Raw genomic sequence first — 23,452 nt, 5'->3', positions numbered from 1 at the left:
AGGCGGTTATTGTGTACGCAAACGGTTCGGTGCGGGCGTGTTCACCGGCGTGAGCGGCGCGCCCTGCTCGAAGAAGGCGATCAGGTTGTCCGCCGCCAGGTTGGCCATGGCGCGGCGCGTGGGCACGGTGGCGCTGGCGATGTGCGGCGTGAGCACCACGTTGGGCACGGTGAGCAGGTCCGGGTGCACGCTGGGCTCGCCCTCGAAGACGTCCAGGCCCGCCGCCGCGATGCGCTGCTCGCGCAGGGCCACGGCCAGCGCTGCGTCGTCGACGATGCCGCCGCGCGCAATGTTGACCAGCGTGGCCGTGGGCTTCATCAAGGCCAGTTCGGCCGCGCCGATGGTGTGGTGCGAGGCCGGGGTGTAGGGCACCACCAGCACCACGTGGTCGGCCGTGCGCAGCAGCTCTTCCTTGCCGACGTAGCGGGCTTTGCATTCGGCCTCCAGCTCGGGCGACAGGCGCGAGCGGTTGTGGTAGACCACGTTCATGCCGAAGCCGTGCGCGCCGCGGCGCGCAATGCCCTGGCCGATGCGACCCATGCCGATGATCCCGAGCGTGCTGCCATGGATGTCCGAGCCCGAGAACATGTCGTAGCTCCACTTGGTCCACTGCCCGGCGCGCAGGTAGTGCTCGCTCTCGGTCATGCGGCGCGCGGTGGCCATCAAGAGGGCAAAGCCGAAGTCGGCCGTGGTCTCGGTCAGCACGTCGGGCGTGTTGGTGCCTTGCACGCCGGCGGCCGTCATGGCGTCCACGTCGAAGTTGTTGTAGCCCACGGCCATGTTGGCCACGATGCGCAGGTGCGGCGCGGCGGCGAGCAGCCCGGCATCGATGCGTTGGCTGCCGGTGGTGAAGGCGCCGTCCTTGTCGGCCAGGCGCGCGGCCAGCTCGGCCGGGGTCCAGATCACGTCCTCGGGGTTGTCCTGCACCTCGAAGTGCTGGCGCAGGCGGTCAACGATGTCGGGGAAGATCGCGCGGGCGACCAGGATGCGGGGCTTGCTCATGAAAGTCAGATCTCCAGATCAGCGAAACCAGATGAAAGTCATCACAACGAACAGCGGCACCAGAATGCCGCCCGACCACAGCATGTAGCCGAAGAAGCTGGGCATCTTCACGCCCCGGTCCTCGGCAATGGCCTTGACCATCATGTTCGGTGCATTGCCGATGTAGGTGTTGGCGCCCATGAACACGGCGCCGGCCGAAATGGCGGCCAGCGTGGGGGCCAGGGTGGTCATGAGCACGGCCGGATCGCCGCCCGCGGTGTTGAAGAACACCAGGTAGGTCGGCGCATTGTCCAGGAAGGAGCTGAGCGCGCCCGCGGCCCAGAAGTACATGGCCGGGTCGGGCGAGCCGTCTGGCCGGGTGACGGCGGCCACAATGGCACCGAACGGGCCATTGACGCCGGCCTTGAGCATGGCGATCACCGGGATGATGGTCAGGAAGACGCCCGCGAACAGCTTGGCCACCTCCTGCATCGGCCCCCAGCCGAACTGGTTGTCCTCATGCACCTTGGCGGGCGTCAGCCGCAGCGAGACCAGCGTGACGAGGATGAGGCCGGCATCGCGCACCAGGCCGGGCAGGCCGACCTCGGTGCCGGCGATCCTCCAGGCCACGGGCGACTTCCAGAACCCGCTGAGCAGCACCAGGGCCACCACGCCCCCGAGCAGCAGGAAATTGGCCTTGCCCTCGAAGCCCAGGGCCGGCGTGTCGGGCGTGGGGTCCTGCGGCAGCACCTCCTCGCGGCGATGGTAGTACCAGGAATCGAGCACGAAGAAGATCACCAGCAGGCTGCCCACCAGGAACAGCGTTTCGGGAAAGATGTGGCGCACCGTCCAGAAGAAATCCACCCCTTTGAGGAAGCCCAGGAACAGCGGCGGGTCGCCCAGCGGAGTGAGCGATCCCCCCGCGTTGGAGACGATGAAGATGAAGAACACCACCACGTGCGCCGTGTGCTTGCGGTTGTCGTTGGCGCGGATCAGTGGGCGGATCAGCAGCATCGATGCGCCCGTGGTGCCCATGAAGCTGGCCAGCACGGCACCGATGGCCAGGATGGCGGTATTGAGCCCCGGGCTGCCATGCAGGTTGCCGCGGATGTAGATACCGCCCGCCACCGTGAACAGCGCGGTGAGAAGGATCACGAAGGGGATGTACTCGGCCAGCAGCGCATGCACCAGGCTCGCGCCCGCGGCGGATGCCCCGAATACCAGCGCGAACGGGACTACAAAGGCCAGAGCCCAGGCGGCCGTGATCTTGCCGAAATGGTGGTGCCACACCGTGGGCGCCAGCAGCGGCATGATGGCAATGGACAGCAGCACCCCGGCAAACGGCACGCCCCACAGGACGGACAGCGCGCTGCCGTCCACCTCGGCGGCCGTGGCCATGCCCGGCAGCAGGAGCAGTGCGGTCAGCAGCAGCCCGCTTGGAACCTTCATGGACAGATACTCCCTCATGGTTGGACAGGCACAGGAAGGCAGCGCCACCACGCCGCCGCGCGGGTGAGCCACCCTCACTGGGCCGTGGGAATCTCGAACACCTGGCGCAGGTAGGCCAGGTACTTCTCGTCGTCGCACATGCCCTTGCCGGGCGTGTCCGAGAGCTTGGCCACGGGTTGCCCATTGCACTGCGTCATCTTGATGACCACCTGCAGCGGCTCGTGATCGGGCGGGCTGCCCAGGTCGTTGGTCAGGTTGGTGCCGATGCCGAAGGCCAGCTGGCAGCGGCCGCGGAACTGCTGGTACAGCTCGATGGTGCGCGGCACGGTGAGCGCATCGCTGAAGATCAGCGTCTTGGTCAGCGGGTCCACGCGGTTCTTGCGGTAGTGGTCCAGGAGGCGCTCGCCCCAGGCGAACGGGTCGCCGCTGTCGTGGCGCGCGCCGTCGAACAGCTTGCAAAAGTACAGGTCGAAGTCGCGCAGGAAGGCGCTCATGCCGTACACGTCGGACAGGGCGATGCCCAGGTCGCCCCGGTACTCCTTGGCCCACATCTCGAAGCCGAAGACCTGGCTGTCGCGCAGCCGCGGGCCCAGCGCCTGGCAGGCCTGCAGGTATTCGTGCGCCATGGTGCCCAGCGGCGTCACGCCCAGCTTCATCGCATACAGCACATTGCTGGTGCCGGCGAACTGGCCGGGCCCCACGGGCGCGCCGGGCCGGCGGTCGCCCGTGCCCAGGCGCGCGCACAGCACGCGCAGCACTTCCTCGTGCCAGGCGCGCGAAAAGCGCCGGCGCGTGCCGTAGTCGGCGATCTTGAGTTCGGACAGGCCCTCGGCCTGCAGCTGGGCGATCTTGGTGTCCAGGCGGCGGCGGCCTTCGGGAAAATTGGGCACCTTCTGCGTGTTGCGAAAGTAGACCTCGTTGACGATGGCCAGCACCGGGATCTCGAACAGGATGGTGTGCAGCCAGGGCCCGCGGATGGTGATCTCGATCTCGCCGTTGTGCTGTGGCGTGATGGTGATGTACTTCTCGTTCAGGCGGAACAGCCCGAGGAAGTCCACGAAGTCGCTCTTGATGAAGCGCATGGAGCGCAGGTAGGCCAGCTCGGCGTCCTGGAACTGCAGGCTGCACAGCGAGCGGATCTCGTCGCGGATCTCGTTGGCATAGGGCGCCAGCTGCACGCCGGGGTTGCGGCACTTGAAGCGGTACTCGACCTGTGCCCCGGGGAATTGGTGCAGCACCACCTGCATCATCGTGAACTTGTACAGGTCGGTGTCGAGCAGGCTGGTGATGATCATTGTCGAAGCGGGCCACAGCGCAAGGCCCTGAAAGCACTGCCGGCCAACGGGCAGCAAAGCATCACAGTGTAGGCCATTGCAACGATCACTGCAGCGCAGGGCCGCAAGGGGTTTTCGCCGGGGGACGCAGGCGCCTCAGGCCCCCACCACCAGTGTCTGCAGCACCTTGCGCAGCGGCTCCGGAACGGGTACGGGGCGGCGCGTTTCGCGGTCCACATACACGTGGATGAAATGCCCGGCCGCGGCGCTCATCTCCTCGCCCTGGGCGAACAGGCCCACCTCGTAGCGCACGCTCGATCCACCCAGGCGCGCCACGCGGATGCCGGCCTCCACCGTCTGCGGAAAGGCCAGCGGGGCGAAGTAGTTGCACTGCGTCTCGATCACCAGGCCGATGGTGGTGCCGGCGTGGATGTCGAGCACACCCTGCTCGATGAGGTGGGCGTTCACGGCAGTGTCGAACCAGCTGTAGTAGACGACGTTGTTGACATGGCCGTAGACATCGTTGTCGGCCCAGCGGGTGCTGATGGAGCGGAAGGCACGGTAGGCGCTGCGGGGCTGCGGCGCCGGGCGCGGCGCGGGGGAAGTGGTCGTCATGGTCAAACAGAAGAAGGAGAGGGTTGCAAGGATTTCAGCCAGCGCTGCTGGTATTGGTGGGCCACGCGCCAGGTGGCGAGCTGGGCCTTGATGGTGTCGGCAATGTCCGTGCCGTAGCCGCCGCCCATGGCAAAGGCCACGGGCACGCGGCGCTGCCAGGCCCAGTCGAAGACGCGCCGGTCGCGCGCCTCCAGGCCGTCGTGGCTCAGGTGCAGGCGCCCCAGGCGGTCGCCCACGTGCGGGTCGGCCCCGGCCAGGTAGAGCACGAGGCCGGGCGCAAAGCGCTGCTCCAGCGTGTCCAGCGCCTGCTCCAGCGCGGCCAGGTATTCGTCGTCGCCACAGCCGTCGGGCAGTTCCACGTCGAGGTCGCCCGCCTCCTTGCGGAAGGGGAAGTTGCGCGCGCCATGCAGCGAGAGCGTGAACACCGAGTCGTCGCCCTGGAAGATGCGCGCCGTGCCGTTGCCCTGGTGCACATCGAGGTCGATGACGGCCACGCGCAGTGCCAGCGGGTTGGCGCCCATGGCCGAGGCGGCGCGCGCATGCTCGTCCTGCATCAGCCGGGCCGCGACGGCCATGTCGTTGAACACGCAAAACCCGCTGCCCTTGTCGGCATAGGCGTGGTGCGTGCCACCGGCCAGGTTGCCGGCGATGCCGCCGCCCTCCCCGCCGGCCATGGCCACCCGGCAGGCCGCGATGGTGGCCCCCACCGAGCGGCGCGCGCGCTCGGCCATGGCCGGGCTCCAGGGAAAGCCGATCTCGCGCTGCGCGGGCGCAGGCAGGGTGCCGTTGGCAATGGCGTCGATATAGGCCGGCGTGTGGGCCAGCGCCAGTTCTGCGTCGCTCGCGGGCGGCGCCACCTGCAGGGCCACGCCGGGCAGGTGGGCGGTCACCGCATCGCGCAGCAGGCGGTACTTGGCCATGGGAAAACGGTGGCCCTCGGGCAGCGGCAGCACGAACTGGTCTGCGTAATAGGCATGCATGACGCCATTGTGGCAAGGGGCGCGGTGTTGGACTGTCACCTCTAAATTGCTGCAGCGCAACAAAAAGAACTTGCAATCCCCGCTCAAGCCCCTAAAATTCAACCCATGCTGCACTGCAACATGACTCACGAAGTCAACGACAGCGCAGATTCTCTGTAAACCACCTCGGCCCGCTGGGCCCTATTCTCAGGAGATATGACATGTCGCTGACCGCTGAACAAATTCTGGCATCCCACAAGGCCAACATCGAAACCCTGTTTGGTCTGACCACCAAGGCTTTCGAAGGCGTCGAAAAGCTGGTCGAACTGAACGTGACCGCTTCGCGCGCTGCCCTGTCGGAAGCCTCCACCCACACCCAGGCTTTCCTGGGCGTGAAGGACGCACAAGAACTGCTGGCCCTGCAAGCCGGCCTGTTCCAGCCCCTGGCTGAAAAGACCGCTGCCTACAGCCGCCACCTGTACGACATCTCTTCGGGCACCGCTGCCGAATTCGGCAAGGCTTTCGAATCGCAAGCTGCTGACGCTCAAAAGAGCTTCACCAACCTGGTCGACAGCGCCGCCAAGAACGCCCCCGCCGGTTCCGAAACCGCCGTGGCCGTGATGAAGAGCGCCGTCTCTGCCGCCAACAACGCGTTTGAATCGGTGCAAAAGGCCGTCAAGCAAGCGTCGGACGTGGCCGAAGCCAACTTCAACGCCGTGGCCAGCACCGCTGCCAACGCCGCCAAGACCGCTGCTCCCCGCAAGCGCTAAGCCATCCATTGCGTCTGGAGTGCAGACTCTAGGCGCAACGCAGGGATTACCCTGATAATTCAACCCATGGCCCCGAGACGCAAAAATGCAGTTCGGGGCCCCCAGTTGTCTCCTTGGATCCTCTCGAAACCCCCGTTTCTTGGATCCAATTCAAAGCCCGGTTACCCCCGGGCTTTTTTTTGCCCGCGTTGCTCCTCATTTGATAGCATTCAGGCGGCCTGCAATTTCGCTTGCCATGGATGGACCCACGCCCCTGGAGCACGGCCATCAAATCCATCCCTCCCCCTTGGTTTTATTAAGAATAATTCGCGTTTGTTTTATCATCGCCCGGTCGTTACACCTCGAAAGATGCATCCCATGTCGAAGACCGTGAAAGCCCTGCTCACCGCCTGTGCACTGGCCGCTGCCGCCGGCGCCGTATCTGCCCAGGAGCAGGTGGTGAACCTGTACTCGGCGCGCCACTACTCCACGGACGAAGCGCTGTACACCGGCTTCACCAAGGCCACGGGCATCAAGATCAACCGCGTGGACGCGGACGACGCCGGCATCCTGGCGCGCCTGAAGGCCGAAGGCACGGCCTCCCCGGCCGACGTGATCCTGCTGGTGGATGCTGCGCGCCTGTACAAGGGCGAGGTCGACGGCCTGTTCCAGCCCATCCAGTCCAAGGTGCTGACCGACGCCATCCCCGCCAACCTGCGCAGCACGCCCACGGCCGACGGCAGCATCGCCTGGTTCGGCCTGTCCACCCGCGCCCGCGTGATCGTCTACAACAAGGTCAAGGTGCAAAAGGAAGACGTGGACACCTACGAGGAACTCGGCGACGCCAAGAACAAGGGCAAGCTGTGCATCCGCTCGGGCTCGCACCCCTACAACCTGAGCCTGTTCGGCGCCGTGACCGAGCACATGGGCGAGCAAAAGGCCGAGGCCTGGCTCAAGGGCATGGTCGGCAACCTGGCGCGCGCCCCCAAGGGTGGCGACACCGACCAGATCAAGGCCGTGGCATCGGGTGAATGCGACATCGCCGTCACCAACAGCTACTACCTGGCACGCATGATGCGCTCGGGCAAGCCCGAGGATGTGGCCGTGGTCAACAAGGTCGGCGTGGTGTTCCCCAACCAGCAATCCTGGGGCACGCACCTGAACATCGCTGGCGGCGCCGTCGCCAAGAACGCCAAGAACCGCGAGAACGCCATCAAGTTCCTCGAATACCTGGCCAGCGCCGAAGCGCAGAACTACTTTGCCAACGGCAACAACGAATGGCCCGCCGCCAAGGGCCTGAACATCGACAACCCGGCCCTCAAGGCCATGACGGGCAATGCGCCTTTCAAGAGCGAAACCATCCCGATCAGCGCCGTGGGCGCCAACACGACCAAGGTGCAGCAGATGCTGGACCGCGTGGGCTTCCAGTAAGCAGGCCCGCCAGTCCACGGAAAGCCCGGCACTGCCCGGGCTTTTTTTGCGTTCATAATTGACGTTTACGTTAACGTCACTCATTTTTCAGGAGACAGCACATGGACATCAAGGGCAAGGTTTTCATCGTGACCGGCGGCGCATCGGGCCTGGGCGAAGGCACGGCGCGCATGCTGGCCGCCCAGGGCGGCACCGTGGTGATTGCCGACATGCAGGCCGACAAGGGTGAGGCTGTGGCCAAGGACATCGGCGGCGCCTTCGTGAAGTGCGATGTGAGCAACGAGGCCGATGGCCAGGCCGTGGTGGCCAAGGCCGTGTCGCTGGGCAAGCTGGCCGGCCTGGTGAACTGCGCCGGCATTGCCCCCGCGGAAAAGACCGTGGGCAAGAACGGCGCGCACGCGCTGGCCGTGTTCAGCAAGACCATCACGGTGAACCTGATCGGCAGCTTCAACATGATCCGCCTGGCCGCCGAGGCCATGAGCAAGAATGAACCCGAAGCCACCGGCGAGCGCGGTGTGCTGATCTCCACCGCCAGCGTGGCCGCCTACGACGGCCAGATCGGCCAGGCCGCGTACGCCGCATCCAAGGGCGGCGTGGTCGGCATGACGCTGCCGATCGCCCGCGACCTGGCGCGCAACGGCATCCGCAACATGACCATTGCCCCCGGCATCTTCGGCACGCCCATGCTGTTCGGCATGCCCCAGGAAGTGCAGGACGCGCTGGCCGCCGGCGTGCCCTTCCCCAGCCGCCTGGGCACGCCGCAGGACTATGCCAAGCTGGTCAAGCACATCCTCGAAAACGACATGCTCAACGGTGAAGTGATCCGCCTGGACGGCGCCATCCGCCTGGCACCGAAATGACTCCCCCCTGAGTCGCTTCGCGCCATCCCCCCTGAGGGGGGACGCCCCCAGCGCGGCGGGGCGGCCCTTGCGCGGGGGCGCTGGCTTGGTCCGCGCCAGTTTCACGGGTGAAGGGGCGTAGTCCGAGCCCGCGCCCCAAAGCGCAGCTGCAGCGCCATCGATGCCGCAAACACCAGTGCCGCCACCAGCACCGACATCCACAGCGCTGCCGCCGCACCATACCCATCCATGACCGCCGCATAGACCACCGGCGCACAGGCCGACAGCAGAAACCCCGGTGCCACCAGCCGCCCCACGAAAGCGCCGTAGGTGCGGTGGTCGAACAGCACCAGCGGCAAGGTGCCCCGTGTGATGGTGAGCAGCCCATTGCCCGCGCCGTACACCAGTGCAAACACCACGGCCATGGCCAGCACCTGCCCCGCCCACACGCCCGCCAGGCAGGCCAGCGGCAACAGCAGGGCGGCAAACGCCCCCAGCGCCAGCGGGTGCAGCCGGGCGCCGAACAGCACCTCGGCCAGGCGCGCACCCGACTGGCCCACGCCACGCAGCGCCGCCATCCCCACCGCCAGGGGCAGCGCCAGGCCCAGGCCCGCGAGCAGGCCCACCATGTGCGCCGACATGCCTGCGTTGAGAAAATTCACCAGCGTGGTCACCGCAGCAAACAGCGCGGCCGCCCACAGGCGGTCCGGCCCCGCAGCGGCCAGGGGCTCGGGCGGCGCAGGCGGCACCTGGGTGGCGTGCGCCGGCCCGCCAGCGCGCGGAATCGCCAGGTGCAGCGGCACCGTGAGCAGCGCCAGCGCCGCATACACCCACAGCGCCCCACGCCAACCCAGCGACTCGGCGAGCGCATGCCCCAGCGGCCAGAAGGCCGTGGAGGCCAGCCCGCCCAGCAGCGTGATCTGCGCCATGGGCCGGCGCGCGCCCTGCCCGGCCACATGGGCCAGCGTGGCAAAGGCCGCGTCGTACAGCGTGAGCCGCATGGCCAGCCCGACCACGGCCCAGGCCAGGTAGTAAGCCGCCACCCCCTTCCCGACGGCAAGCCCCAGGCAGCCGGTAAAAAGCAGCAGCGAGCCCGCCACCATCACGGTGCGGCCACCGCGCTGGTCCACCCAGCGGCCGGCCAGGCCCGACACGCCGCCCATCACCAGCAGCGCCAGCGCAAAGCCGCCGTGCACCAGCGTGCGCGGCCAGCCCAGGTCGCGCACCATGGCCTCGCCGAATGCGCCGAGCATGTAGTACGAAATGCCCCAGCAGATGAACTGCGAGAAGCCCAGGCACCACACCAGCCGGCGCATCACGCCAGGGGACGCCACTGCACGGCGGGCAACGTGCCGTCGCCCGTCCCCAGGGGCCGCTGCATCAGCACCGTATCGAGCCACTGCCCGTGCTTGAAGCCCACCGACCGCAAGGCCCCGATGCGCGTAAAGCCCATGCGCGCATGCAGCGCGATGGAGCCCGCATTGCCATCGCCCTGCCCTATGGTGGCCAGCATCTGGCGCCAGGGCCCCGCCTCGCAGCGCGCGATGAGCGCAGCCAGCAGCGCCGCACCAATGCCCCGCCCCGCCATGCCCTGGGCCACGTAGACCGAGTCCTCCACGGTGTGGCGGTAGGCCGAGCGCGGGCGGTACAGCGTGGCGTAGGCATAGCCCGCCACCACTCCGTCAACCTCGGCCACCAGGTAGGGCAGGCCTGCGGCACGCACGGCCGCATGGCGGGTGCGCAGCTCGTCCACGCCGGGCGGCACCTCCTCGAACGAGGCCAGGCCATGGAGCACATGGTGGGCATAGATGGCCTGGATGGCGGGCAGATCGGCGTCGGCCGCATCGCGCACATGCGGTGCTGCAGCAGAGGGTGAAGGCAGTGAGGAGGTGGGCGCGAAAGAGGAATGCATGGCGCCAGTGTGGCGCGCCGCAGGCCATAAAAGAAGCTTTTGCAACTTATGCAAAGTATGAGAAATTCTTTGCCATGGAACGCATCAACCTCGACCAGCTGCACGGCTTTGCCACCGCCATCGAACTGGGCAGCTTCTCCGCCGCGGCCCAGCGGCTGGACCTGACCCAACCGGCCGTGAGCCTGCAGGTGCGCCAACTAGAAAAGCGCCTGGGCACGCCGCTGGTGGAGCGCGTGGGCCGCGTGCTGCGCCCCACGGCCGCCGGCGCCGAGCTGCTGGTGCACGTGGCCCGCATCGACGCCGCCGTGGCCGACGCCCTGCACGCCGTGGCCCACCACGCCAGCGGCACGGCAGGCCGCGTGCGCCTGGGCACAGGGGCCACGGCCTGCATCTTCTTGCTGCCGCCGGTGCTGGGCGCACTGCGCCAGCGCTTTCCGGGCCTGGAGATCACCGTGCGCACCGGCAACACCGCCGACATCGTGCAGGCCGTGGAAGACAACACGCTGGACCTGGGCCTGGTCACCCTGCCCGCCAGCGGCCGCATGCTCGACGTCACGCCCGTGCTGCAGGACGCCTTCGTCGCCATCGCGCCCAAGGGCACCGCACTGCCCAAAAAGGTGACGGCTGCCGACCTGGCCCGCCACCCGGTGCTGCTGTTCGAACCCGGCGGCCAGACCCGCCGCATTGCCGACACCTGGTTCGCCCAGGCCGGCGTGGCCCTGCAGCCCGCCATGTCGCTGGGCAGCGTGGAGGCCATCAAGGAACTGGTCGCCGCCGGCCTGGGCTGCGCCGTGCTGCCCGGCATGGCCGTGCAGGGCACGGCATATGGCACGCAGGGCAGCGCGGTGGAAGTGCGCCCCCTGTCACCGCCGCTTGCCCGCACCCTGGCCGTGGTGGTACGCAAGGACAAGCGGCTGCACCGGGGGCTGCGGGAGACGGTGGCGGCGTTGAAGGCGCTAGGCAATTCCGGTAGCAGCACCTACCAGCCTGGCCGAAACAAACACGCTAAGACAGTATCTTTTTCTTCGCCATCAAAAACTCCTCTTCCGTGAGGATGCCTCTGTCCCGAAGCTCTGCAAGCTTGATCAGCTCATCAGACATGCTTGCAGGCCCGCCGGCCACTTCTGGATTCCGGGGCTTTGCGACAGCCTGCTCGATGAACTCATAAATTTCTCTCGCTGCAAAGTTTCCGGCACTACTGAAGTAGACCGCATTCGCCATGTCCTCACTCCCGTTCGCCCCAGGGACTATGAACTGAATTCGCCCGGCAAGCAGGCCGCCGGCCTCTCTGAACTGGATGGACTGGATCGAGGTGTACGGAATATTCCTTTCTCCGCCGTGCAGCAATTTATCCAAAAAGCCTTTGGGCATTATTTTCACTTTGTCCTCGAACACCTCGAGAACGCTTCCCGCCCCTTCAAAACAATATACAGCCGACATATCACTCCTGAATTGGTGCTTCAACCCTCTTGCCGCTCGTACTGGCAGAGGTGTGTCCTCAGACATCTCTGCTCAAGGAAAGCCGCGCAGGCTTCGGTCCTTCCTCGCCTGCTCCAGCCGCTGCTGGCGCCCCTCTTTGTCGGCAGCGTCGCGCTCCTGGTCCAGCAGCATCTGCCAGTCATAGCCGACCCGGGTTTCATCGGCCATGGTCAAGCCCACCTGCACCGTGTACGGGCCGCTCGGGTTCTGCCGGTCTGGGGAGAAGAGTTGAATGCTCAACTGGTACTGGCCGCAGCGCATATTGAGGATGAGCCCGCCCGAGCCATCCCTTTCGCGCGCGCACTGCTCGGCGTAGAGCGTGGACAGCAGGTCCCTGTACTTGCCGGCCAGGGCGAAGGCCGCCGACCGTTCCGGCAGGCTCTTGGTCGCGTAGATGGTGCCGATGGTGTAGCTTTTGGGCGTGGCCAGCAGCTCGAGCTTCTCGAACTCGGGCGGAATCTCCGGCTTGTCGACAATGATGACGGCCCGCCCCTGGCTCCAGTAGCCCATGGTGCTCGGCGACGTCGCGAGGCGGGCGCCCAGGCGGTGGCCGAACAGGTCGCCATCGGTCACGCCAGCCGATGCGGCCATGCCCAAAAGGCCGCAACAGGCCATGGCAATGCACCACCGCAGTGCTGCTGCCTGCCAACCCCACCGAGGCCTTTTGCGGATCATCATGAATGTTCTCCTGCGCATAGCCTGCCCACCTGGCCTGTGCAGATCGTACTGGTTTGCGCAGAGCGAAAGCCAGGCCCCGCCCCATGCCATCGCTCTCGGGCATTTGTCCTACAGGGTTGGAGATGGGCGACCCGTTTTGCGAGGCAATAGCACCGCCCGGGGTACTGCACAATCAATTGCCCACCCCCGTTGAGATCCCATGACCAAGCCCAGCAGCGCCACCTTTGCCGATTTCGTCCTCACCGCCAAAACGAAGTCCGTGCGCGATGCGCTGGCCAAGCTGCTCACCCTGACCGATTTTCGGTACATCGGCATCTGGCGATTCCAGGACGGCATGGCCACTGCCGCCGTGCACTTCGACCGCCTCGACCCCTCCGCCATCGCATCCGGCGTGGTGCCACAAACCGCCACCTACTGCTGCTATGTGCGCGAAAGCGGTGCACCGTTCAAGACGCCCCACGCACTGCTCGACGAGCGTCTGGCATCCCACCCCGCCAAGGATGCCGTGGCGTCGTACGTGGGCGTCCCGGTGATGGACTCCAACGGCGCCATCGTGGGCACGCTGTGCCACTACGACCTGGTGCCCAGGGATGTGGCGCAGGTCGACACCAAGCTGATGTTGCTGGTGGCCAGCTACCTGACCATGAACGATCTGGTGCCGCCCTACCCGGCTGTCACGACCTGACGCGAAGCAGGCGGAAGCATCGACGGGTCAAGTCGATAGCGCGAAGGGACCATACGCGGGCAGCCATTCGGGCAGATGCTGCGGCAGGTCTACCTCGTCTATCCCGATGTCGAACATTCCGTCATCGAAGTTCACTCCACAGACCTGCATGGCCGCTTGGTGTGCCGCATGAAAAGCCTCCAAGCGCTTGCCGTCCACATCCGCGAAGTTGTGGTCGTCGGGGCAGCCCATGTCGTCCCAGCATTCGATTTCAAACCTCGCGTCCATGGCCTGCTCAAGGGTCACCCCAAGGTGCTCCAGGATGGTCACGGCGGCTGCCTTTGCCCGCTCCAGGGTCTCAGGCGAACAGTTGAGGTGTGGTGCGTAGATGCTGATGGTGTGTGTCATGGTGGGGCGCTCCTTTCAGGTGTTCTACCGATGGTGGTTTGAGCAGTCGCTGCGCTTGCTGGACCGTGCCGAACAACCATGTGCCCACGTCACGGGCCTCGATGGAAATCACGCTGCGCTTGTCCTGGGGGATCAACGGCCGTCGGGTCGTCGGGTGGAACTTGGGTTTGTGCATGCGGCACATCACCGGGTGGTCATCCGCATTGACCGTGAGCATGGTGTAGCTCTCGAAGGCCTCACCCGTCAGCCGATCAGTCCAGGTATTCCACAGGCCCGCCAGCGCCCACGGCCGACCATCTGCGCGGTGGAAGCGCCACCACTGATTGACCCCGGATTCCCAGCACGGCTCATCGAAACTCATGGCAGGTATCAGGCATCTCTGACCGCTCAACCAGGGATGCCGGTAGCTCGGCTTGCCCAGCAGTTCCTCTGACTTGGCGTTGCTGGTGGAGTAGGCCACGTGGGATGTCGCGGAGAAGGCCGGGATGAGCCCCCATTGCCCAATGACCAGCTCCACGGGCCTGGCGCTACTGAATCGCCCCGGCTGAACTAGACACCTTCGAGCCTCAAACCTGAGGCCCAATAGGAGGTGCCATGACAAAGCAGCCATATCCCGAAGAGTTCAAGATCGAAGCGGTCAAGCAGATAACGGAGCGAGGCCACCGAGTAGCCGATGTATCCGCCCGGATCGGCGTGAGCCAGCACAGCCTGTACAAGTGGATCAAGGTCTATTCGGTGCCTGCGCCAGAACGACAGATGCAGACGTCCCAGACCGAGGAGCTGCGACGGCTGAAGGCTGAACTCAAGCGCGTGACCGAGGAGCGTGACATCCTAAAAAAAGCCGCCGCGTACTTTGCCAGGCAGTCCGGGTGAGGTACGCGTTCATCAAGCAGCATGCGCAGGAACACAGCGTGCGGCGCATGTGCAATGTGATGCAGCTACACCCCAGCGGCTACTACGCGTGGAAGGCAGCGCCGCATAGCCCACGGGCCAAGGACGACCACAGGCTTCAGGGCTTGCTCAAGCAGGCATGGCTGGAGAGTGGCGGTGTCTACGGCTACCGCAAACTCACGCTGGACATGCGCGACCTGGGCGAGCGTTGCGGCAAGCATCGCGTGGCGCGGTTGCTCAAGATCGAAGGCCTGCGATCGCAGACGGGCTACGGCCGCCGGCCTGGAGTGCGAGGCGGCAAGCCCGCCGTGGTCGCACCAAACCATCTGAAGCGTCAGTTCAAGGTGGATGAGCCCAATCAGTCTTGGGTCACTGACATCACCTACATCCGAACCCACGAAGGCTGGCTGTACCTGGCGGTTGTGGTCGATCTGTTCTCACGCCAGGTAGTGGGCTGGTCCATGGGCAGCCGCATTGACACGAGCCTGGTCCTCGATGCACTGCTGATGGCGCTATGGCGCCGCCAGCCGCGTACACCTGTCATGGTTCATTCCGATCAAGGCTGTCAGTTCACCGGCCACGAGTGGCAGACCTTCCTGCGCGAGCACAACCTGGTCAGCAGCATGAGCCGGCGTGGCAACTGCCACGACAACGCTGTGGCCGAGAGCTTCTTCCAACTGCTCAAGCGCGAACGCATCCGCAGGCGGGTCTATGCAACCCGTGATGATGCGAGAGCGGACGTCTTCAACTACATCGAAATGTTCTACAACTCACAGCGCCGTCATTCATCGGCGGCAGGACTATCCCCTGTAGAGTTCGAACAGCGACATTCCCAACGGCTCAAAAGTGTCTAGATAAGCCGGGGCGATTCAGTTCGGCAAAGACATGCAGGAGTTCTTGGAGGGAGACCTGTGGCACAAGATGGCCGACTATGTGGCAGCCCAGAACAGCTATGACGAACATGCACCTCAAGAACTCCGCGCCCAGCTAGGAAAAGCAAAGGGCGAACGCAGGAAAGAGTTGATGGCGATGAAACCTGAGGTTGACCAACGCTTTGCGGAGTTCATGGAGTTTGAGCGCGCTGCTGCATAGCTGAGCAAGGCCAGACGAACCATAGCCGCCATTAATCCACCCAGCATCAATCCGTGCACCATCTATCGCCTCAATGAGCCCCGGCCAGGCCACCCACATTGAAGCCCGCCACGCCTTCGCATAGCACTCGCCAATGCCGGCCATCATCAGCCCATAGCCGAGGGTTCGCAGCCCCGAGCAGTCCGCTGAGCCTCGCCCCGCAACACTCTCGCCGCTGAGCCAGCCGAACCGCACCGACCCGCAATGCCCTCAGCCATCACCCGATGATGTACGCCTCATCGCAGTGCCCAATGACCAGCATGAACGGCCGCCCCAAAGCAAAAAGGCCACCCCGCAAAGGGTAGCCTTTTACTGCCAATGAATGGCTCCTCGACCTGGGCTCGAACCAGGGACCTACGGATTAACAGTCCGGCGCTCTACCGACTGAGCTATCGAGGAATGATCGGTACTGACGACATCAACAATGATGGTGTGCTGCGGTGGTGGCAAGCTTGCTCACGGCTTGCCGGTGGTGTGCCCGATTGCAGCGGGGCACAGCACGCGAATTCTTGGCTCCTCGACCTGGGCTCGAACCAGGGACCTACGGATTAACAGTCCGGCGCTCTACCGACTGAGCTATCGAGGAACAAGACTTAGATTATATACACAAAATTCGGGCGTTTTCCAGTCCGGGTGCTGTTGCGTGCAATCTGGAGGAAAGTTTTGGCGCTGTGCGGGGTCGCCGCCAGCCTCGCCCTACGGCGGCGGGGCTGTCGACGTTGCGGCATGATGTGTGGCTGCTGCTGACCGCGATGACCAGCATCGCATTCTTTCTTCCCACGCCATCCATGACCATCCACACCATCCTGAAGATGGGCGACCCGCGCCTGCTGCGCGTGGCCCAGCCCGTGACCGCGTTCGATACGGACGAGCTGCACCTGCTGGTGCGCGACATGCTGGAGACCATGCAGTCCGTCAACGGCGCGGGGCTGGCGGCGCCCCAGATCGGGGTGGACCTGCAGTTGGTGATCTTCGGCTCCAACGACCGCAACCCGCGCTACCCGAGCAGGCCCATCGTGCCGCCCACGGTGCTGATCAACCCGGTGATCACGCCACTGGGAGATGAGGAAGAAGAGGACTGGGAGGGCTGCCTGTCGGTGCCGGGCCTGCGCGGCAAGGTGCCGCGCTGGTCGCGCATCCGCTACACGGGGTTCGATCTGTATGGCGACCCGATCGACCGCACGGTGGATGGCTTCCACGCCCGGGTGGTGCAGCACGAGTGCGACCACCTGATTGGCAAGCTGTACCCGATGCGGGTGCGGGACTTCACGCAGTTCGGATTCACCGAAGTTCTCTTTCCCGACATCAGCGCCCAGGAAGACGACTGAGGCGGCGCCTGGCAATCGCGAAGCGGCCGCCTTCTAACTATAGAAGGGCAGAAGGGCGGCACGCTCGGCACACTCCAAGGCCTTGCTTACGGGCAGGCCGTGCTGCTGCCGCAGCTCAACGCCATGCCGTTGGCGTTGACGCTGCCGTCCGGCGCGACCACGTAGACATACAGCTTTGCGGCGCCCTTGAGCACGCCGCGCACCTGGCCTAGCTCGATGCGGTTGGGCGCCCAGCTTTTGACGGGCAGCACTTCGCGGTTGCTGGTGGTCGACCAGGTGGGGCTGTCCGACAGTTCCACACGTGCAGGGCTGTTGGCGATGTAGATGTCGTCCATGGCTGTTTTCATGGTGTCGTAGCCGTGGGTGTTGTCGGCGTAGCCGCCGTGGTCGAAACCAATGAGCCCGATGCGGATGGGTGAGTTGGCATAGTCCGCACTCTTCACACAGGGGTGGTTGTGCCCGGCCACGCCGTTGACCCAGGTGCGCACGTGCGGCACCGACAGGTCTACCTCCACCTCATGCCGGTTCCACCGACCGGCCACACCGCCCTTGTCCCACCAGTTGCCCCAGCTGACTTCGGGCTTGTAGTCGGCGGGCACGGCGCAGGTCATGTGCATCTGGGTCCAGGAGATGCGGGTGCCATAGCCGTTGCCGTTGTCCCACAGGCGGATGAATTTGTTGGATGCGCCTTCCGCCCCGGGCGAGACAGAGGGCTTGTACCACCACGACACATACATCTTGTTGAAGGTGCGTGCGGGGCCGTTGTAGTTGGGGTAGCTGAGCACCGGCTTGTGCCCGGTGGCGGCATACACCACGCCCGCCTCGCCGGAGCGGGTTTCGCTGGTGCGCTGGTACTTGAAGCGCGACGCCACCACGGTGCTGCTGGCACCGTAGAGCTTGTCCGCACCGGCGGGCACTTCAGCACCGTCGGGCAGGCCCGACGCGGCGAAGGCGGTCGCCACGTCGTCCCAGAACATCATGGGGTTTTCGTTCCAGGGGTTGCGGCCTTCGATCACAACGCCGCCAGCGATCCACCTGGCCGTAAGCACCGTTGCGGGGGTGGTTCGCACGCTGATCGGGGCGCTGGCCGCGGATTTGTTGCCCGCGGCATCGAAGGCCTTGACGGCAAAGCTGTAGGCCGTGCCGGCGGCCAGGTCGCCGTAGGTGTAGCTGGTCTGGCGGGTCACTTCACCGGTCGATATTCCGTTTTGGTACAGCTCGTACCCGGCCACCCCGGTGGCGTCACTGCTGGCCTTCCATTGCACGACCACGCTGGACGATGTGACCGCCCCGGTGGTCACGCCGGCCGGGATGGTGGGCGCAACGATGTCGACCGGGCTCGCGCCGCCCAGCGTTGCCGTGGTCACCGTGGTGGCGGCAGACCGGTTGCCGGCCGCGTCATAAGCCCTGACGCTGAACTCATAGCGGCTGGCTGGCGCCAGGTTGCGAAAGGAAAATTCGCGGCCCGATGTGCCGCCCACCCACACGGCGTTCTTGAACACGTCGTAGCCCACCACGCCCACGTTGTCGGTGCTTTCGCGCCATTGCAGCACCAGGCTCGATTCGGTGCGGCTGTGCGCCACCAAGTCAGGAGGGTTGGTGGGCGAGCTGGTGTCGGGCTCGCGCGGCACCAGCGCGGCCTGCACGGTCCGCACGCTGGTGGTTGCGGCAATGCGCTCGCCGCCCTGCGCGGCGGGCACTTCGTTCTCGCCTGCTGGCACCGCCTTGGCCGTGGTCACACTGTATTCGACGCTCTGGGGCGAGCTGTTGCCTGCCGCATCCGCGGCGCTGACGCGGTACACATAGGTGGTCGCGCTGGCGAGTGAGCTGTCGGTATAGGCCGTGGTACTGCCGTTGACGCTGTGCAGGGGCTGGCCGTCGCGCCAGACGTGGTAGCTGGCGACACCCACGTTGTCGCTGGCAGGCAACCAGGAAAGCGCCACCCGGCCATCCGCAGTGGCGCTTGCGCTGACGCTGTGGGGCGCAGACGGGGCGATGTCGTCGACACCGCCCTGCAACGGCACCACGGCCACAGCATCAGGAATGGCCGCCGCCGCGGCCTGGGTTGTGTCAGGCCCTTGCACCGCGGCCGATACGGCTCTGCCCTGCTGCAGCGCAGGGGCTTCGTCCCCGTTGCCGGACCCACCGCAGGCAGCCAAGGATGCAAGAACAAGCATCTCTACCGCCCATACCGACCGCTGTACCGCTACCGCCATTTTCATACCCTCCCTGATTTGAAAGAACCTGCGTGTCCTCTGGGGGACTTACAGGGGAGGGGGAAATGTAGGCGCTTGGTTTTTGAAAATCAAATGCGAAGTCTTCCATAACAACAGGTACCATTTGATACGATTCAATCCGAGCCAGCATAATTCACTCCATCGACCATCGCCACCAAAGAGAAAACCAAGGCAACCAGCAGGCACTGGCGGTAGAAAATAGTGAAATGGGTGGACTTTGATCTGGACAAAGCAGCACAGATGGCACCAAGAGCGGCGCCCGGCCACCGCCCGAAAGGCATGAGGGCCGCATGTGCAGGGCCTTTGCGGGCAAACCATCCCTTAGCAAACACCGGCAGGCAAAACCAGAGTCTCTCGCCGAGCGGTTGAATCCAATGGACCACCGGTATTTTCAATGCCTTCCGGATACCATTATCTGCGGCCACGCCTTTCCGCATTTTCCACTGCAATCTGCGAGTCGCAGCGTTTGGCTTCATAACAAGACATGAAAAGGCAGATCACATGATGCCAATATGCACGGGGAAATGGATCTGAGCCCATTTTCCAGGGCTGGCCCACGCTGCAGCGGCCGCGCTCGGCCGCAGAGAAAGAAGCGCCGGCCAAGCGGGGCGGTCAACCGCCGCGCCCTGCCCCATCGGGATCGGTGCGCGCATCGAGCTTGAGCTGCAAAAAGGCCAGGTCCAGCCACTGGCCGAACTTGGTGCCCACTTCGGGCAGCAGGCCCACCTGGATGAAGCCCAGGCGCTCGTGCAGCTGGATCGATGCGGTGTTGCCGGCCTCGATGCCGGCGACCATGACGTGCTTGCCGATGGCGCGGGCACGCTCGATGAGGGCCTGCATCAGCAGCTTGCCCAGGCCTGCGCCGCGGGCGTTCTGGTGCACGTACACGGAATGCTCGACGGTGTGGCGGTAGCCGTCGAAAGCGCGCCAGTCGCCAAACGAGGCGTAGCCGGCCACGGCACCCTGGTCGTCGATGGCGACGAGCACGGGGTAGCCCAGGCGCTGGCGGTCGGCCAGCCAGGCGGCGCGGTTGGCTGCGTCCACCAGGGTTTCGTTCCAGATGGCGGTGGTGTTGGCCACGGCGTCGTTGTAGATGGCAAGGATGCCTTCGATGTCGCCCGTGTGGGCATCGCGTATCTGCAGGGTCATGGCGCGGCTGTCAGGGGTTGCACGGTTTACCATCCACTATGATGGACGAATAAGGTATTTTGGTGGATTATTGTCCACCATGATGAAACACATGTCCACCAAAGTAGATTTAGCAGTCGATAGCCTGAGCCAACGCATTGGCGCCCGCGTGCGCATCGAGCGCGAAGGCCGGGGCTGGTCGCTGACCGATCTGGCGGCGCACTCCGGCGTGTCGCGGGCCATGGTGCACAAGCTGGAGCGGGGTGAATCGAGCCCCACGGCAACGCTGCTGGCACGGCTGTCGGGCGCGTTCGGGCTGAGCATGTCGCAACTGATCGCCCGCGCCGAGGCCAAGGAGGGCCGGCTGCTGCGCCGGGCCGACCAGCCCGTGTGGACCGACCCGCAGACCGGCTATGTGCGCACGCACGTATCGCCCCCCTCCGACCTGCCGCTGGACCTGGTGCAGGTGGTGCTGCCCGCCGGTGCGCGGGTGCCCATGCCGGCTGCTGCCTACACCGCGAAACGGCAGCTGATCTGGGTATTGCAAGGCTCGCTGGTGTTCATGGAGGGCGACACCCGGCATGCCATGGATGCCGGCGACTGCCTGGAACTGGGGCCGCCTGCGGACTGCGTGTTCCGCAACGAAACGGCGGCAGACTGCACCTACGCCGTGGTGGTGCTGCGCCGCGTTTGAGCCCCCCCCCCTGTCGCCACGGCCCGGGCAGGACGGCGAGCACCGGCGTAGCCGATGGGGTCCTACAGCCCGCCGTGCGCTGCGCCCCTAGCATCAAGGCTTCTTCCCTGAGGAGCACGCCATGCCCGACAGCACCACCCCGAAACCCGGCCACCACCAGTATGGCTTGAAAGACGCCTCCGGCACGCTGGGCGAGACCTATGCCAACCGCCCGGGCGGAGAACAGCCGGGGGTGGGCCCGTTGGATGCGGTAGACCCCTCGGGCCACCGGCTGGGCGTGATCGAAGAGCACCCGGATCCCAAGCCGGCATCACGCCAGGGCACGGGTGTGACGGGCGAGACCGACGACAAGCAGCGCTAGGCCAAGCGCCAACGCGAGGCCCTCCACCATGCCCGACATTCCGCACGATGCCGATACGGACCGCCGTTTCATCAGCCTGGCGCAGGACCACGAGATCCACGCCTGGACCACCTCCCTCGAATGCTCCGAACAGGAGCTGCGCGACGCGGTGGCGGCAGTGGGCAACTCGGCGGATGCGGTGCTCAACCATCTGACGCGCAACAAGGATTGACTGGCTTCAGGCCATTCGCAGCCGTCCAGCCGCGGCATCAGGAAGCCTGCCGCTCCAGCAGTTGCTGCAGTGCGGCAAGGTCCTTGCGCACATGCGCCACGTCGGCCTCGAAATTGGCCTGGCCCACGCCCTCGAAGCGCAGCACCACAAAGCTCAGCAGGCTGCCATGCCCACCACACGGTGTGACGCGAAAGGCGTTGTGCACCGTGGTTCCGTCGGGCAAGGTCACATCGTGGTCGAGCACGCCAAAGGGGTTGTGGGGTGCCATGTCGACCCGGACCTTGCCCATGGGCGAATCGGTGAACCACTGGCCATCGCGCTGTTCGATGCCTGTGGCCAGGCCCGATGCCCAGAGCGGCAGGTTCTCCATGCGGTGGGCAAAGTCATAGACGGTGTTGGCCGCCACCGCCACGGACTGGCTGACGACACGGGCTTCTTGAACGGTTGCCACGGGGATTGCCTTCCATCAGTGTTCGGATGCTCAGCGATGGTAGGCCAGCCGCGGGGGCACGCCCGCGATTTCCGGTGCAGTCCTACAGCTCAGGCCGCCTTCACGTCGATGTGGTACAGGCCCCAGGGGCACAGCGCAAAGCGCTCCTTCACGGGCTTGTCCTTGAAGGGCGCGACGTTGTCCGCGTCGTACACGGCCCACTGTGGCCCCAGGCCGCCCAGCGCCATGGGCTGGCCGTCCAGGCGCGTGGCCACGATCATGCGGTACTGCGCCGCATCGGCCAGGCTGACGGCCACGTTGTAGCCGTCCACGGCGCGCAGGCCCAGCTGCACATTGCTGCCGCGCGGCACGCCAGCGGCTTCGAGCACGGTGACCAGCAGCGGGCCTTCCAGCGTGTGGGGCTTGCCGTCGTATTCGAGCGTGGGCTTGATGGTCACCGCGGGCAGGCGCTGCAGCGCAGTTGCGTCGAACGCGAAGGCCTTGCTGAACTGGATCTTGTGCTTGCCCATCATCTGGTCGATGACAGGGTCGAGCGCGCCGCGGTTGGTCTTGCCGACGGCACCGCTCACGGTCAGCAAGACGGGCTGGGCAACACCGGCCTTGGCATTGGGGGCTGCGATGGCGCTGGTAGCGGGCAGCACGCCGGCCAGGCCGATGGTGGTGACGAAATGGCGCTTGTTGATCATGTTGGTTCTTTCCTGTGTTGTGTGGTGCGCAGATTTGCGGCGGGCCGTAGGGTGCGTCCAGCGCCCCGGAGTGTCAAGTGCCGATTGGCTGCCGCGCCCTCTCCCCCTTCTTTGTTCTAGTACAAAGCGCACCCTGCGCAGTACAAAGTGGCCCACCGTGCAGCTTCGTATGATGGATACCGCCCGCCCACCACGATCCAGCCCACTGAACGCACCATGCCCCTAAACAGAACGATGCGCCCCTGTATTGCCGCCGCCCTGCTGATGGCCCTGGCCCCACTGGCCAGCGCCGCCAGCTTCGACTGCACCAAGGCCAAGTCGCCCATGGAAAAGCTGATCTGCTCGGACGCCCCGCTCTCGGCGCTGGACGAGCAGCTCAACACCGCCTTCAAGGAGGCAATCACCCGCTCCAAGGCCCGGCCGCAGCTGGTGCAGTGGCAGCGCGAGTGGCTCAAGTCGTACGAGGTCACGCAGTGCAAGGATGCGCGCTGCCTGGCCCAGGAGTTCTCGGGCCGCATTGCGCTGCTGCAAAGCGTTGCGCCCGCCAGTAGGCCCAGTGCCCAGTGGAACGGCAGCTACACGCGCTACCTCCAGGGCAAGCCCGACAAGGACAGCGCCAGCCTGGCCGTCGTCGGCCTGCAGGGCGGCAAGGTCTACCTGGCGGGCGACGCCGTCTGGCTCGGCCCCAACGCCGCCAATGGCCAGGTCAACGTGGGTGAGATACGGGGCGTGGGCACCCTGCGCAACGGGCTGCTGGCGTACGACAGCGACGGCTGCACGGCCACACTGGCCCTGCAGCGCGGCGGCCTGGCCGTGAGGGAGGACGATGGCTGCGGCGGAATGAACGTGAGCTTTGTGGGCGAGTACCGGCGCAAGTAGCGCAAACACCACGGGCC

28 protein-coding genes and 2 tRNA genes are annotated in these 23,452 nt (G+C 65.6%); 12 read left to right on the top strand and 18 right to left on the bottom strand.

Features of this window, described 5'->3' with window-relative positions; translation table 11 throughout:
• Positions 1-6: 6 nt before the first annotated feature.
• From PMI14_RS23310 to PMI14_RS23290, 5 genes are all read right to left on the bottom strand, one after another.
• Positions 7-1,002 carry a D-glycerate dehydrogenase gene (locus PMI14_RS23310; RefSeq protein WP_007857926.1) on the bottom strand — a complete coding sequence of 332 codons (996 nt, stop codon included), beginning with the start codon at positions 1,000-1,002 and terminating at the stop codon, positions 7-9.
• 18 nt (positions 1,003-1,020) lie between these two features.
• A complete protein-coding gene (locus PMI14_RS23305) occupies positions 1,021-2,430 on the bottom strand; it encodes a sodium:proton antiporter (protein WP_007857924.1) in 1,410 nt (469 codons plus the stop codon).
• A 74-nt stretch (positions 2,431-2,504) separates the two neighbouring features.
• Positions 2,505-3,725 carry a nicotinate phosphoribosyltransferase gene (gene pncB, locus PMI14_RS23300; protein ID WP_007857922.1) on the bottom strand — a complete coding sequence of 407 codons (1,221 nt, stop codon included), beginning with the start codon at positions 3,723-3,725 and terminating at the stop codon, positions 2,505-2,507.
• Between the two features lie 135 nt (positions 3,726-3,860).
• Positions 3,861-4,319 (bottom strand): thioesterase family protein, encoded by a 459-nt coding sequence (locus tag PMI14_RS23295; RefSeq protein WP_007857920.1) that lies wholly within the window; start codon positions 4,317-4,319, stop codon positions 3,861-3,863.
• Positions 4,320-4,321: 2 nt separating this feature from the next.
• On the bottom strand, positions 4,322-5,299 hold the full coding sequence (locus tag PMI14_RS23290; RefSeq protein ID WP_007857918.1) for a histone deacetylase: 978 nt from the start codon (positions 5,297-5,299) through the stop codon (positions 4,322-4,324).
• A 200-nt stretch (positions 5,300-5,499) separates the two neighbouring features.
• Here PMI14_RS23290 and PMI14_RS23285 point away from each other — a divergent pair, with 200 nt between their 5' ends.
• From PMI14_RS23285 to PMI14_RS23275, 3 genes are all read left to right on the top strand, one after another.
• Complete coding sequence (locus PMI14_RS23285; protein ID WP_007857916.1) at positions 5,500-6,048, top strand: phasin family protein; 549 nt, start codon at positions 5,500-5,502, stop codon at positions 6,046-6,048.
• Positions 6,049-6,405: 357 nt separating this feature from the next.
• On the top strand, positions 6,406-7,458 hold the full coding sequence (locus PMI14_RS23280) for a Fe(3+) ABC transporter substrate-binding protein (RefSeq protein WP_007857915.1): 1,053 nt from the start codon (positions 6,406-6,408) through the stop codon (positions 7,456-7,458).
• 101 nt (positions 7,459-7,559) lie between these two features.
• Positions 7,560-8,318 (top strand): 3-hydroxyacyl-CoA dehydrogenase, encoded by a 759-nt coding sequence (locus PMI14_RS23275; protein WP_007857914.1) that lies wholly within the window; start codon positions 7,560-7,562, stop codon positions 8,316-8,318.
• A gap of 101 nt (positions 8,319-8,419) precedes the next feature.
• Here the strand turns inward: PMI14_RS23275 and PMI14_RS23270 are convergent, their stop codons facing one another.
• Positions 8,420-9,613, bottom strand: coding sequence for an MFS transporter (locus PMI14_RS23270; protein WP_007857913.1), 1,194 nt, complete (start codon positions 9,611-9,613; stop codon positions 8,420-8,422).
• Positions 9,613-10,209: a GNAT family N-acetyltransferase gene (locus PMI14_RS23265; RefSeq protein WP_007857912.1), complete on the bottom strand. Its 597-nt coding sequence runs from the start codon at positions 10,207-10,209 to the stop codon at positions 9,613-9,615. The genes PMI14_RS23270 and PMI14_RS23265 overlap by 1 nt, the downstream gene beginning before the upstream one ends.
• 74 nt (positions 10,210-10,283) lie before the next feature.
• Between PMI14_RS23265 and PMI14_RS23260 the strand changes: the two genes are divergently transcribed.
• Positions 10,284-11,261 carry a LysR family transcriptional regulator gene (locus PMI14_RS23260; RefSeq protein ID WP_007857911.1) on the top strand — a complete coding sequence of 326 codons (978 nt, stop codon included), beginning with the start codon at positions 10,284-10,286 and terminating at the stop codon, positions 11,259-11,261.
• Here the strand turns inward: PMI14_RS23260 and PMI14_RS23255 are convergent.
• Both PMI14_RS23255 and PMI14_RS23250 read right to left on the bottom strand, forming a co-directional pair.
• Complete coding sequence (locus tag PMI14_RS23255; RefSeq protein ID WP_007857910.1) at positions 11,215-11,649, bottom strand: SHOCT domain-containing protein; 435 nt, start codon at positions 11,647-11,649, stop codon at positions 11,215-11,217. The two genes, PMI14_RS23260 and PMI14_RS23255, sit on opposite strands and share 47 nt — an antisense overlap.
• Positions 11,650-11,721: 72 nt before the next feature.
• A complete protein-coding gene (locus tag PMI14_RS23250; protein WP_007857909.1) occupies positions 11,722-12,366 on the bottom strand; it encodes a hypothetical protein in 645 nt (214 codons plus the stop codon).
• A gap of 199 nt (positions 12,367-12,565) precedes the next feature.
• Between PMI14_RS23250 and PMI14_RS23245 the strand changes: the two genes are divergently transcribed.
• Positions 12,566-13,051, top strand: coding sequence for a GAF domain-containing protein (locus PMI14_RS23245; RefSeq protein WP_007857907.1), 486 nt, complete (start codon positions 12,566-12,568; stop codon positions 13,049-13,051).
• A 27-nt stretch (positions 13,052-13,078) separates the two neighbouring features.
• Here the strand turns inward: PMI14_RS23245 and PMI14_RS23240 are convergent, their stop codons facing one another.
• On the bottom strand, positions 13,079-13,438 hold the full coding sequence (locus PMI14_RS23240) for a hypothetical protein (RefSeq protein ID WP_007857905.1): 360 nt from the start codon (positions 13,436-13,438) through the stop codon (positions 13,079-13,081).
• Entirely contained in the window at positions 13,389-13,955 is a 567-nt protein-coding gene (locus tag PMI14_RS23235) for an SOS response-associated peptidase (RefSeq protein ID WP_007857903.1), read from the bottom strand. The genes PMI14_RS23240 and PMI14_RS23235 overlap by 50 nt, the downstream gene beginning before the upstream one ends.
• A 77-nt stretch (positions 13,956-14,032) precedes the next feature.
• Here PMI14_RS23235 and PMI14_RS23225 point away from each other — a divergent pair.
• Both PMI14_RS23225 and PMI14_RS23220 read left to right on the top strand, forming a co-directional pair.
• Positions 14,033-15,183 (top strand): IS3 family transposase gene (locus PMI14_RS23225; protein ID WP_085947309.1). Its coding sequence is split into 2 segments (ribosomal slippage): positions 14,033-14,270 and positions 14,270-15,183, totalling 1,152 coding nucleotides; the frame shifts between segments, so codons are not numbered across the junction.
• A gap of 31 nt (positions 15,184-15,214) precedes the next feature.
• Positions 15,215-15,421, top strand: coding sequence for a hypothetical protein (locus PMI14_RS23220; RefSeq protein WP_007857896.1), 207 nt, complete (start codon positions 15,215-15,217; stop codon positions 15,419-15,421).
• Positions 15,422-15,783: 362 nt separating this feature from the next.
• Here the strand turns inward: PMI14_RS23220 and PMI14_RS23215 are convergent.
• Positions 15,784-15,859: transfer RNA gene (locus tag PMI14_RS23215), tRNA-Asn, on the bottom strand.
• A gap of 111 nt (positions 15,860-15,970) precedes the next feature.
• A tRNA-Asn gene (locus tag PMI14_RS23210) sits at positions 15,971-16,046 on the bottom strand.
• A 202-nt stretch (positions 16,047-16,248) separates the two neighbouring features.
• On the opposite strand from PMI14_RS23210, the gene def reads away from it, so the two are divergent.
• On the top strand, positions 16,249-16,788 hold the full coding sequence (gene def, locus PMI14_RS23205; protein WP_007857894.1) for a peptide deformylase: 540 nt from the start codon (positions 16,249-16,251) through the stop codon (positions 16,786-16,788).
• Positions 16,789-16,874: 86 nt separating this feature from the next.
• Here def and PMI14_RS33690 read toward each other — a convergent pair whose 3' ends face one another.
• The 3 genes from PMI14_RS33690 to PMI14_RS23195 all read right to left on the bottom strand — a co-directional run bounded on the left by PMI14_RS33690 (position 16,875) and on the right by PMI14_RS23195 (position 20,168).
• Positions 16,875-18,872, bottom strand: coding sequence for a fibronectin type III domain-containing protein (locus tag PMI14_RS33690; protein ID WP_158279161.1), 1,998 nt, complete (start codon positions 18,870-18,872; stop codon positions 16,875-16,877).
• Positions 18,873-19,138: 266 nt separating this feature from the next.
• Positions 19,139-19,462, bottom strand: coding sequence for a hypothetical protein (locus PMI14_RS35030; protein ID WP_146187922.1), 324 nt, complete (start codon positions 19,460-19,462; stop codon positions 19,139-19,141).
• 175 nt (positions 19,463-19,637) lie between these two features.
• Positions 19,638-20,168, bottom strand: a complete 531-nt coding sequence (locus PMI14_RS23195; protein WP_035205323.1) for a GNAT family N-acetyltransferase — start codon at positions 20,166-20,168, stop codon at positions 19,638-19,640.
• A gap of 97 nt (positions 20,169-20,265) precedes the next feature.
• On the opposite strand from PMI14_RS23195, the gene PMI14_RS23190 reads away from it, so the two are divergent.
• From PMI14_RS23190 to PMI14_RS23180, 3 genes are all read left to right on the top strand, one after another.
• Positions 20,266-20,847 carry an XRE family transcriptional regulator gene (locus tag PMI14_RS23190; protein ID WP_035205300.1) on the top strand — a complete coding sequence of 194 codons (582 nt, stop codon included), beginning with the start codon at positions 20,266-20,268 and terminating at the stop codon, positions 20,845-20,847.
• 121 nt (positions 20,848-20,968) lie between these two features.
• Positions 20,969-21,208, top strand: a complete 240-nt coding sequence (locus tag PMI14_RS23185) for a hypothetical protein (protein ID WP_007857888.1) — start codon at positions 20,969-20,971, stop codon at positions 21,206-21,208.
• A gap of 28 nt (positions 21,209-21,236) precedes the next feature.
• Entirely contained in the window at positions 21,237-21,419 is a 183-nt protein-coding gene (locus PMI14_RS23180) for a DUF3606 domain-containing protein (protein WP_007857887.1), read from the top strand.
• Positions 21,420-21,456: 37 nt separating this feature from the next.
• Here the strand turns inward: PMI14_RS23180 and PMI14_RS23175 are convergent, their stop codons facing one another.
• Together PMI14_RS23175 and PMI14_RS23170 are read right to left on the bottom strand one after the other, a co-directional pair.
• Positions 21,457-21,870, bottom strand: a complete 414-nt coding sequence (locus PMI14_RS23175) for a hypothetical protein (protein WP_007857886.1) — start codon at positions 21,868-21,870, stop codon at positions 21,457-21,459.
• A gap of 89 nt (positions 21,871-21,959) precedes the next feature.
• Positions 21,960-22,556, bottom strand: coding sequence for a hypothetical protein (locus PMI14_RS23170; protein WP_007857885.1), 597 nt, complete (start codon positions 22,554-22,556; stop codon positions 21,960-21,962).
• 234 nt (positions 22,557-22,790) lie between these two features.
• On the opposite strand from PMI14_RS23170, the gene PMI14_RS33685 reads away from it, so the two are divergent.
• A complete protein-coding gene (locus PMI14_RS33685; protein WP_007857884.1) occupies positions 22,791-23,435 on the top strand; it encodes a lysozyme inhibitor LprI family protein in 645 nt (214 codons plus the stop codon).
• Positions 23,436-23,452: the final 17 nt, after the last annotated feature.

The organism is Acidovorax sp. CF316, assembly GCF_000276605.1.
GTDB lineage: Bacteria > Pseudomonadota > Gammaproteobacteria > Burkholderiales > Burkholderiaceae_C > Acidovorax.
This window is presented reverse-complemented; position numbering and strand designations above follow the sequence as displayed.